The organism is Nocardia sp. NPDC050412 (genome assembly GCF_044458825.1).
Taxonomy (GTDB): Bacteria; Actinomycetota; Actinomycetes; order Mycobacteriales; family Mycobacteriaceae; genus Nocardia.
Window position 1 is genome coordinate 74,390 of the sequence record NZ_JBITIJ010000026.1, and the last position, 11,218, is coordinate 85,607.

Genomic DNA, 11,218 nt, shown 5'->3' on the forward strand with positions numbered 1-11,218 from the left:
ATCTGGTCGTAGTTCTCACTGCTGAAGAGTTTCTGTGCCGTAATGGATTTCGAGCTGTTCGGGTCGTTGCGGATGGCCAGCTCGTGCTTGGCTTCGATCGCCTGGGCCAGACCGCCGTTCCAGCGACTTTCGCTGGAGGTTTCCGGATCGAACATCACCTTGTGGGTGGTCTGATCGATGATGAATATCCGTTCCTGCCCGTCGATTTCGTGCCGGACATAGTGCACGTTCTCGACGTATTCCCATTTGGCGGAGGCCGCCATATTCAGTCGGCCCAGCTCGTCGTCGGTCAGTGCGCGGCCCAGCTGGCGTTCCAAGCTCTGGCGTCCGGTCTCGGTCAGATTCGCCGGTCCGCCGCGTTGGTCCGCGGTGCGGCCGAAATCGGATTCGGTCAGCACACCCCGGTCCAGGCATTCGCTCAGGAAGTCGCGGGCATCGGTGACCTGCGCGGCGACCTCGGTTTCGGCGAGTTGGCCCGCGCCGTCGGACAGGATGTACTGGGTGTCGGCGTGCACGAGCGCCTCGTCGATCTCGTCGATCGCGGCGCGCCGACCCGGCACCCAGTTATCGCGCAGCGCGGCGAAACCGACATCCTGCTGGGTACCGATGTAGATGGTCGGTTTGCCCGGCTCGGGGGGTGGTGGTGCGGTGTCCGGGTTCATGCGCACTACCTCGATACCGAGCGGGCCCAGAACCTCTTTGTATCGAACGAATTCGCGGTTGGCGAGGTTATCGCGAGTGGTGATCACCTGCACCGCACCGTGTTCCATGGCATCACGGGCCGCGTGTGCCAGGAAGACCAGCGACTTGCCCTCACCGGCGTCCATATTCACCGGGCCATCCCGCATCGCCAGCATGGCGGCGACCTGGGTCCAGCGCAGCACCTTGTTCTCGCCACGGCGGATGGTCTCGATCAATGCGGCTGTCACGTCGGCCTGGTCACCGCTGCGCAACATCTCCACCAAGGTTTCCTCGGAGGCGTTCACCAAGCGCTGTTCTTCCGGCAGATCCGGTGAGCAGCGATCCGCGTAGTCCTGTAGGGCGTCCTCGGCGGTCTGTCGTCCCGCAGATGGTTCGGCCGCATTCGCTTCGGCAGTGCTTTGTGTAGTCGAACCGCTATCCACGTCGGCGGCCGCGGGGTGCGGCCGTGCGCCATCGGTCGCTTCGGGTGCGGTGGTGTGATCCTCGTCGGGCGTCCGATTGTGTTGGGGTGCTGGTTCGTCGGTGTTGGTGTGGGTGTTGGCGGGATCGTTGTCGGCGGGGTGCGCAGGCGTGCCGTCGCTTGGTTCGGAAGCGGTTGGTTGTTTGCCTGTGGCGTGGGCCTCGTCGGGCGTCGGATTCTGTTGGACCGCTGGTTCGTCGGTGTTGGTGTGGGTGTTGGCGGGATCGTTGTCGGCGGGGTGCGCAGGCGTGCCGTCGCTTGGTTCGGATGCCGTTGGTTGTTTGCCTGTGGCGCCGGCCTCGTCGGGGCGCGGATTGTGTTGGACCGCTGGTTCGTCGGTGTTGGTGTGGGTGTTGGCGGGATCGTTGTCGGCGGGGTGCGGCCGTGTGCCGTCGACTGGTCCGGGTTCGGCCGGGTGCTGTCCGATCGATGCGGGCGCATCGTCGGGCGCGTGATCGTACTGTTGAGCCGGTTGTTCGCCGACCGGTTCGTCGAGATGGACGCTGGCCGGGGTGTCGTCGGCGGGATGAGGGGGCGGCTGCTGCCCGCTCGTCGCCCTATCGATGGGGTCGGGCCGCACCTCGGGGGTCGCGATGCGGTCGGGCCGCACCTCGGGGGTCGCGGTGTGGTCGGAAATGGTGGTGGGGTCGTGGGTGGTGCCGGAGTGTACCGAGGTTGCTGCGAGGTCGGCCTCGGCCGTGACCCCGGGCTTGTTCGCCGGCGAATCGGCGGGTCGCGGTACCAGCGAGCCGGCCTCGTCCGGACCGAGGGCATTGACGAGGACCGGGGTCTGCTGGTCCTGTGGAACCGGTGCGGCCAGATCGGGTGGTGGGGTGCTGGTCTCGGGAGCCACCACCCGGCGGCGACCGCCACGTCGCGGTGCGCCCCCTTCCGGACCAGGTTGACGGTCCCGACCTCGCTGCTGCGGCCCTGCCGGATTGTCCTGGCGGGCCCGGGCCGGGCGCCCGTCGGCGGGATGCGCGGCCGCCGCATCGGCGGGTCGAGCGGCGGCGGGCGCCGCCGCGGCGTCGGTGGGTCGAGCGGCGGTCGGCGCTGCCGCGGTCGCAACCGGTTGCGGTTGTTCACTATCGGTATCGACGGGGTGCGGTCGTGGACCGTCAGCGGTGTCGGAATCGGCGGCATGCGGTCGTGGACCGCCGACCATTTCGGAGTCGGCCGGGTGGGGTCCGCCGGATGCGGAAGATTCATCCGGTGCCGGACCTTCCTGAGCGTCCGGCTGGGCCTCCGGTTCATCGGCAGGTGTGCGCGCATCGGCCGGCTCGTTGTCGCCGGGATGTGGCCGGGCGCCGTCGACCGCATCGGTGTCGGCAGGGTGCTGACCCCCGGATGCGGCTGCGTCATCGGGGGTGGGACCGCCCCGCTGAGCCGGATGTGGGCTCGCTGGTTCGTCCGCGTTGGTGCGGGCACCGCCCGACTGGCCATCGGCGGGGTGCGACACCGGAGCAGGTGCGGGTTCCTGCGCTGAGCTAGGGCCGACCGCAATGGGCCGCTCCGAGGTGACTGGCTCCTTCGGCGCGGGATCTGGCTGCCGAATCGGTTGCGGCGTCGGCTCGTCAGCGCGTTGGCGTGCGTTGGTCGGCTCGTCGGGGCGTTGGCGTGCGTGGGGCGCTTCGTTGTCCGCAGGGTGCGGACGCTGGCCGCCCGCCGCTGTCTCGTCAGGGTGTTGGCGGGCGTTGACCGCCTCGCTGTCGGCGGGATGCGGGGTCGGGCGCTGATCACTGGCTGCCGGATCGGCGGCGCGCGGGCGCGGGCCGCCGTCAGCGCCATGATGCGCCGGGCCGTCACTGGCTTGGGGATTGCCCGGTTGTCCTGGCGCGCCTGGGGATTGGGTAATTATCGGGGGCGCACCAGGGACGTGCGGTGCGTACAGTGTCTGCAGCTCCGGTGCCTCGTTCGCCACCACCACCGCGTCGGGGTGCTGAATTTCCTCGACACGGGCGTTGTTGACGGCATCGGGAAGCGGACTCTGCGGATCCTTGGGCTTCCAGATGCTGATGTTGTAGTCCTCGCGCATGAACGGCGCCGGTGCCGTGTTGAAGTCGTTCGCCGGTTGCCGCAGCCGTGTGACGAGTTGGTTGAGCTGCTGTTGCTGGGATCCGGCCGGGTCGGCCGGGTTGAAGTCGCGGGTGAGGATGCCGTGCTCGGCGAGTGCGTCGACGAGTGCCTGGGTGAGCGGACGTTGACCGGTACCGGTGTTGGCCTCGGGGGCGACGGGCGCGGTGACCTCGGGTACCGCGGTCTCCGGAGTCTTTGTGGCGGTGCGGATTTCGCTGGCGCCGTGGGCGGCGGCGCCGAGGAATCCGCCGGTGACGGCGGGGAGCAGGCCCTCGGTGAGGGCTTTGGTGGTGAAGGGTTGACCGGACAGCAGGATGGAGGTGAGGGCGCCGAGGATACCGCCGGCGAGGCCGCCGGTGGCGCCGACGAGGGAGGTCCCGGCGAGTTGGAATCCGACGCGGGCGGCGGTGCTGGTGGCGGCTTCGGCGCGGGTGATGGTGTTGGGGATGATCCAACGCCCACCCACCCAGGATCCGGCGAGGGCTCCTGCGCCACCGCCGACGCCGCCGGCGGCTGCGGCGATCCCGACTGTTGTCCAGTCCATCGATTCACGGTTGCCGGCGAGGATTTGTCCGGCTTGCACGGCGGCGCTGATGCCGCCGACTTGGGTGGCGCCCCAGAACATGGCTTTGCCGGCCAGGACGATGGTGCCGCGTTGGGTGGCGTATTTGGAGCTTTGTCCGGCCAAAAAGATCAGGCAACGGCGTTTGGCGACCTGACAGGCGGTGTCGGTGGCCATGGAATCGATACGGAATTCCAGGGCCGCGCCGGCGGGGGAGAACATGAGCGCGGCACGGGCCAGTTGCCATGCCAGGACCGTCGCGAAGCCGATGACGGTCCATTTCTGCTCTTCGATGCTGTTGGCGGCTTCGTAGAGTTGTTCGACCACAGTGTCGATGAACTCGGCCTGGGCGCGGAACTTGTCGGCCAGGTCGCGGAAGTTTTGGGTGATGGCGGTGCCGGTGGCGCCGCGCAACTCGTTTTCGATGCGTGCGGCCAGGGTGTCGTGGTGTTCGGCGTGGCCGCGACATTGTTCGGCCTTGTCGGACCAGTAGTCCGCGGCCCGTCGGGTGGCGGTTTCATCACCCCGCGGAAAATGACCCGCCACGCAATCGATCACCGGCGGGGGCAACCCCGGCGGAAGAGTCAGCGTCATCTATGGCCTGACCCCGTCACACCCCGTACGGCCAGGAAACTCCCGCCCTCTCCACCAGCAAACGATCCAGCACGCCTAATTTTGACCCATTCCGGCGTGAGTTCCCATAATTGGGGACAGTGCTGCGCCGACCGTGCGCGGCAATCCTCACTCCGCTCTATTCTCCTCGCCACGGAAAAAGGCACGGATCTCGCGTAGGTTCGGCGCCTCGTCGGCAATATCGGAAAGGTCCGGCATGTTATCGAGTTCGGTGCCGACCGGAGCGGTCAGCGCCGTGTGCTGTTCACCGGCCCGACCGACTGCCTCCTGGACCGCCGCAAGGATGGTGCGGGCAAGCTGGTCAGGGGGCTTGCGCAGGGCGGCCGCAGTCAGAGAGAGATCGGTGAGCACGCCGTTGGCATCGACGACCACCTCCACCGACTGATCCGGTGAGTTCGCTTGTACGCGAACTGCTTCCAGTTGCCGGAACATCTCGCTGACCCGAGGTTGCTGCTGCTCGTAGGTGTCGAGGAGGTCCTCGATCTGGTTACGCAATCCGCTATTGGCCGATCGCAGGCCTTCCCGCTTCCATCGGTCCACGCCATCTCCTCATCTGAACATCGGTACTGCCAGTTGTGGTCCATCACTCGTCGAAGATGGACGCCTTCGCCATCGTCACCAGCAGCCGATGCAAGGTCTTCGCGGGTCCGCTCGCCGCCTCGCCATCCAACTCGACGGCAGTGAAAGCGTCTGCGAGCGCTACGGAAGGCGCGAATACACCACTGCGGAAACTGTTATCGCCCAACGCGCTACGCCACAGCTTGTAGCCGGTGACCACACGTGCCAGCGTGTCGCCTTTGGCACCGTGCACACGCAGATACTCGGTGATCAGCGTGCGCTGCGCCTCAACGCGCGCACGGAATCCGCCGCTGACATCCAGCACACCGCCGAGGGCGCGCAGCATCGCCGCGTACATCGGGCGTTCCGGTTGGTCGACTTTCGGCGATCGTGGTGCCGTGACGCCCGGCAGGTGCGAATTCGCGGTGGTCACTCGGTCCAGCACGATCCACGGTGCCGGATCATCGGATTCCACTGTTGTGTTTCGATTCTCGACACGTGACGCGGCGCCGGCCAGATCGGTGATCTCGATCCCGTGCAGCGGGACGGTGTATCGCTGCAGCACCGCGTCGAGGGCGGCGGCCATCTCGCGCATCGTTTTCTCGTGGATTCCCGCTGTCTCGAAGCCGCGTATCTCGAGATTGTGCCGGGCGGCCATCTCAGTGGCGATCCGCATCGCCTCGCTATCTGTTTCAGCCCGCCGCGCCACTGCCCGCTGTGGTGCGGTCCGCTTCTGCTTGCCCTTTTTCGCCGCATCCTTCTCGGTACTCGGGCGACCACCCGGGCGGGGCGGGGAAACCCGCGGTGGCGCGCCGTTCGACGGGCTAGAGGTCGGGGACGACGCGGCCGGGGACGGCGCGGCCGGAGACTTCGACCATGGCGTGTTCGTCGGATTTCCCGACCAGGGTGTGCCCGCGGTGCGCGCGGCCGAGCCGGACTCCTTGGCCGATACCGGATTCGCTCGCGCGCCGGCGCTCGCGGCGGCAGCATTTGTGGCTGGGGCTGGGCTGGTGCTGCCTGGCGCGGCGGTAGTGCCGGTGGATTCCGAATCACTCGCGGGCTCCTGCGCGCCATCGGTCCCACCGTTTCCATTCATGTCCGCGTTACGCCCGTCGTTATCGGCCGGTGAATCCGACTGCGGCGTCGCGGAATTCTCGGACGGGGACTGCGCCGACGGTGCCTGGGCGGATGGGGACTGGGCGGATGGGGACTGCGCGGACTCGTGCTGCGCGGCCGGGGCGTCGACCGTTGGACGATCGGTTGTGGTCGAGTCGGGATTCGATACCGGTATCGATCCTTGCGATGTCGGCTGGACGGTCGGTGTCGAAATCGGCGTTCGATATCCACCCGTCCCGGATCCGTCGAGATCTGTGGCGAGTGTGCTCGGATTCGCGTTGCCGACGTGCTTGGCGGCGCCGAGGTCCTGCTGGGCGAGGGTCTCGGCGGCGCTGGCGAGTTGGCTCTGTATCGCCCGCACCGCTTCGGCCAGATTCTGCATACCTTCCATGGCACGGTCCGCGCCGGGCACATACGACTCCGCGATCATCTTTCCGGGATCGTCGTCACCCCAGAACTCGCCTTCACGGGCGAGATCGGCTTTCAGGTCGGCCACCATCCGTGCGACCTCGTCGGCGACCCCGTCGAGATGTGCCGAGGAGGTGCGCATGGCGTCGAGATCGGCCCATAGCGATTCGGCCATGTCGATCTCCTAGGTGTGCTCGTGCCGATCGGGCCCGCGCAAACGGCTTCGCGCGCGAGATATCCGAATCCATTCGGCCGTCCATTGTCCGAATTTTCCCAGTGCTAGGACCTCCTCCGACATCCCCAACCGTGGGAAGGATCGACAATGGTGGGCGTCGGGTGGCGGGAAAGGATCTGATCGCATATGCCGGACGGCAGTATGGAAATCGACCCTCAGGTGTTGTACGACCTGGCGAATCAGCACGACCGGGTCCACGACGATACGATCGAATGGGCCAAGAAGCCCGATACGTGGTTGAAGACGTTTCCGGACAGCTACGGCGCGATCGCCCACCCGGTCCATAAAGCCCTGGAAGCGTACTACGACGCGCGTGAGCGCGCCGGTCTCGCGCTGGCGCGCGAGCACAAGCAGACCGCTGACGATTTGCGCAAGGCCGCTCGAGAGTTCGAACAAGCCGACCTCGACGGCGGCGCGGGTGTCCGCCGGATCATGAACGGCCCCGATTCGCACGGGCTGCCGCAAACCTCGCCGTCGCTGCCGAACGGCGCCTCGCCGAACGGTCACTCGCCCGTCAACACCAGCCCGTCCGATAACGTGCCGGGCGGTACTCAGCAGCCTGGTTCGACTCCCGCTTCGGACGACTCTCCGGTCGGTGTCGGGCCCGCAACCAGCGCCCCGACGACGAACGGTGCGGCGCCGGCCGGGCCCGACGGGACGGGCGTGTCGACGCCGACGTCGGGCACTGTGCCGCCTGGTGGCCCTGGCGGTGGCCCCGGTGGCGGTCCATCCGGTCCGTCCGGTCCGACGGTGACACCGCCCGGTGGCGTCGTGTCGTCGGTCTCCGCGGGACCCGGCGGCGGACCTTCCGGCCCCGGTCCGGACGACCGGACGTCGGACCGCTCGTCCGGTGTCAGCGCGGCGGGCGATCTGCCGCCCGTACCGATGGCGACGCCGTTCGCGTCGGCCGTCGCCGCCGCGAAGGATAAGGAGGCCGCACCGGCATACGTGGTCGGCGATGCCGTCAACAACGACCTGGTGGTTGCGCGCACCCTCCTCGGCGCCGTGCTGGCGGCGGTGGACTCGTCGGTGCTCGGCCTGCACTGGGCCGTGGCGGTGATGCGCGGTCCGGGTGGTGTGGGGGTATTCATCACCTCCAACGAGGGCCGCGGCTGGTTCCCCGCAGGGCTGTATCTACCGCGCGAAGTGTCCACGCCATGGTTGTGGGACGAAATGCTCGGCGCCGGTTCCGCGGAGGCGGCATCGCCATGGGAGGGCGTATCCGACCCGGCGCGCGTCCTGGTGGAATTCGGGCTGGCGTGGGGCGCGAAGGCTGGAGCCTCGCTCTCCGCGGTGGTGTCGTCCGGATCGATCGATTCCGGCCTGCGGGCACGGTTCAACGATGTCGCGATGGAGGGCATGGTCGCACCGTCCTATGACGTCGATCTGCGGGTGGCCACCCCCGACACCGCCGATCGGCTCGGACTCGCAGGCTCCGTCGAGGCGCTGGAGCAGATCGCGGCCGTGCCGGATTCGGCTCTGCGCGCACGCTGCGTCGAATTGGCGGCGGACGCGCACGCGAAGGTCGGCCGGATCCGCGACCTCCCCGCGGACGGCGCGGTCGCACGTGGGGTGCGGGACCGCATTCTGGCCGCGGTCCAGTCCGGCCGCGATATTCCGAGATCCTGGTGGGACGAACTGCGCGACGCCGACGATCTGCTCGCGGCCTCGATCATGCCGCGCCGGGTCGATGTCGGCCGGGTCGAGCCCGGGGACCTACGGGTCGACGACGCGGACGGTGGATTGCGCACGTTGGTATTCGAGCGGCGGTGCAACGAGTTGGTCCTGTTGTTGGCCGAGGAGACCACTCGTCAGCAGTTGCGCGACGCGGTGTACGCACATGAGCAAATCGTGAAACATCCACGATTCGTCGAGGTTCCGGCGGCGGTTTCGACGGCGGTGGACGAGGTTGTCGCTCGGCCGGTGGGCGCCGGACAGGTCTCGGCGCCCGGCGTCACGGCCCCGGGCGTGACCGCCGGTCCGCCCGCGGGTGTGGTAGCCCCGCCGTCCTCGTCTCGCCCCGTTGATCGTCCCGATGCGACGGACCCGGCGTAAAGGGGCGCGATGAAGATCTGGCCTCACCGGGACAGGGCGGCCTGACCGATGTCGGACATTTTGGATTTGGATCCCGATGCGCTCCGCAGGCTGGCCGCTGGCCATGACGAGGCCGAGAAGCGAGCGCGGCATTGGGCACGGCAGCCGTCGGACTGGCTGAAAAAGTTCGGCTCCAGCAACGGCCCGATCGCTGCGCAGGTGCACAGCGCGATAGAGGGGTATTACGGGGCCCGCGAACGCGCCGGCAACGCGATGGCCGACAAGCACCACCGCGCCGCGCGAGACCTGCGTGCGGCCGCCGACGAGATGGAGCGCGCCGACGGTCACGGCGGTCGGCAGATTCGCCAGGTAGGAGGTAATCCTGGTACCGACGGGCCGTCCCCGGTTCCCGGCCCGGTCGTAGCTCCGCCCGGTCCCAGCTCGCCCGGCCCGAGTTCCCCTCCGAGCGGGCCGCCGGGAGGGAACCGGACATATCCCAGCGCTCCGATAACCGACCCCGGCCTGCCTGGGCCCGGTGCCCCAGTTCCACCGGCGACGGGGCCGGCCACCACGCCCCTCCCCGCCGCGGCGGCACCACCCGGCGCGATCCCACCTGGTCCGGCCCCGATTTCAACCGCCGCAGCGGTGGCACCACCGGGTGGCGGGCCATCTGGCCCCGGTGGGGGACCGGCTGGTCCGGGTGGTGGGCCATCCGCTCCCGGTGGTGGACCGCCCGGTCCGATCGGTGGACCGTCCGGCCACGGGCCTGGTCCGTCTGGTCCGGTTGGCGTGAATTCGGCGCCGATGTCGTCGGGCGCTACTGGCGCAGCACCACGATCCGGCGCGGTAATACCCCCCGCCGCAGCAATGGTTGCGCCGCGGAAAAGCACCGCCAACCCTGCTCACGTGGTCGGCGAACCGGTATACGACGATCTGCTGGTCGCCCGCACTCTGTTGGCTTCTGTGCTGGGCTCGGTGGACTCGGAGGTGGCCGGGGCGGCGTGGGCGGTGGCGGCGCTGCGCGGCCCGTCCGGCGCGGGCCTGTTCATCACCACCAACGAGGGCCGCGGGTGGCTGCCAGCGGGCATACACTTGCCGCGCGCGGTGTCCACCCCGTGGCTCTGGGATCGCATGCTCGATGACGGCACCGGCAGCCCGTCCGCAGCATGGGAGGGGATCGCCGATCCGGCCCGGGTATTGGTGGAGTTCGGTCGGGTGTGGGGGCCGAAGGCCGGTGTAGCGCTCACGGCGCTGGTGGCGTCCGGTCCGATCGATCCCGGACTGCGCGCTCAGCTCGACAACGTGGCCACCGAGGGGATGGTAGAGCCCGCCTATGACGTCGACCTGCGGGCGCCCACATCCGACACTGCCGACCGACTCGGGCTGACCGGATCCGTCGGTGCGATGGAACACGTTGCCACCGTTCCCGATACGCAGCAGTGGGGCCGCTGCCTGGAACTGGCCGCAGACGCACACATGCGTCTCGCCCGCACCGGGCGCGCTCCGGCCGAAGCGATCGAAGTTACGCAGTTGCGCGACCGAATCCTGACGAATCTGCAAGCCGGGCAGCAGATTCCGCGGCAATGGTGGCACGACCTGCGCGACGCCGACGATCGGCTCGCTGACACTCTGTCGGCGCGCAGCCTCGATGTCGCCCGCATCGGACTCGGGGATCTGCGTGTCGATGCCGGCGCGGATGCTCTGCGGACCCTCGTCTTCCAGCGCCGCTGCACCGAACTGATACTGCTGCTGGACGGTCAACCCGGCCAGCAACAACTGCGGGACTCGGTCTACGCATACGAGCAGGTTGTGCAACATCCGGCATTCACGGATGCGCCGGCGGCCGTGACGGCGCCGGAGCGGGCTCAGGTTCGGGGTGTGGCGGGGACGCACGTCATGGTTGCGGCTGATCGTTCGCCCATCGGTTCCGAGCGGGTGCCTGCGGTACCGCCAGTCGATTCGGAGCGTTTGCCCGATAGTAATCTGCGGGGCTGAGAGGTGAAATGAGCGGCGCGTTCTATCAGTACACCAAGGATAAAGGGTGGGTCCTAGCCAATAACGTTGGCAGTACACCGGAAAACAAGGGGTACTACTACCTTGAAAACGCCGACGGCAGTATGCAGCCCTACTACTGCAAGGGCGATGGTAATTATCAAGCGATAAATTATAAAGACAGAAATGTCATAGACGCCGATGGGAACCTCTACGCGTATAAAGGGGATAATCTCAATAGAAGCCACTCGGACGTCTCCGACAAGTCTACTGGTAACATCTCGAACGTAAAAGTCGATGGCTTCGATCCGCCGAAACCGGCAGACAGTAACCCTACCAAAACCGAGGACAAATTACCGGCTCTTAAAGACCGTCGTGATGATCGGTTGGAGCCGGGGGAGAAGCTGGCTGCGCCGGGGTCCAAAGAGGTCACCGATGGTAG

Annotated in this window: 6 protein-coding genes and 1 pseudogene (1 of these 7 only partly in view); 4 read left to right on the top strand and 3 right to left on the bottom strand. The window is 67.8% G+C overall.

What is annotated here, in order from left to right:
- The 3 genes from ACIBI6_RS39540 to ACIBI6_RS39550 all read right to left on the bottom strand — a co-directional run.
- Positions 1-4,394: the 5' portion of a LuxR C-terminal-related transcriptional regulator gene (locus ACIBI6_RS39540; protein ID WP_396960212.1), read on the bottom strand. 53,347 nt of this gene lie to the left of the window's left edge; the window shows 4,394 of its 57,741 coding nt (coding positions 1-4,394); its start codon is at positions 4,392-4,394; its stop codon lies off the left edge, out of view.
- Positions 4,395-4,541: 147 nt separating this feature from the next.
- Entirely contained in the window at positions 4,542-4,973 is a 432-nt protein-coding gene (locus tag ACIBI6_RS39545; protein ID WP_396960214.1) for a YbaB/EbfC family nucleoid-associated protein, read from the bottom strand.
- 43 nt (positions 4,974-5,016) lie between these two features.
- Entirely contained in the window at positions 5,017-6,690 is a 1,674-nt protein-coding gene (locus ACIBI6_RS39550; RefSeq protein WP_396960216.1) for a hypothetical protein, read from the bottom strand.
- 186 nt (positions 6,691-6,876) lie between these two features.
- On the opposite strand from ACIBI6_RS39550, the gene ACIBI6_RS39555 reads away from it, so the two are divergent.
- From ACIBI6_RS39555 to ACIBI6_RS39570, 4 genes and pseudogenes are all read left to right on the top strand, one after another.
- Complete coding sequence (locus tag ACIBI6_RS39555; RefSeq protein ID WP_396960218.1) at positions 6,877-8,805, top strand: type VII secretion target; 1,929 nt, start codon at positions 6,877-6,879, stop codon at positions 8,803-8,805.
- Positions 8,806-8,853: 48 nt separating this feature from the next.
- Positions 8,854-9,135, top strand: a pseudogene (locus ACIBI6_RS39560) (type VII secretion target); the annotation flags it as partial.
- Between the two features lie 555 nt (positions 9,136-9,690).
- Positions 9,691-10,779 (top strand): hypothetical protein, encoded by a 1,089-nt coding sequence (locus tag ACIBI6_RS39565; protein WP_396960222.1) that lies wholly within the window; start codon positions 9,691-9,693, stop codon positions 10,777-10,779.
- Positions 10,780-10,787: 8 nt separating this feature from the next.
- Positions 10,788-11,218: hypothetical protein (locus ACIBI6_RS39570; RefSeq protein WP_396960220.1), on the top strand; the 431-nt coding region annotated here is incomplete at its 3' end.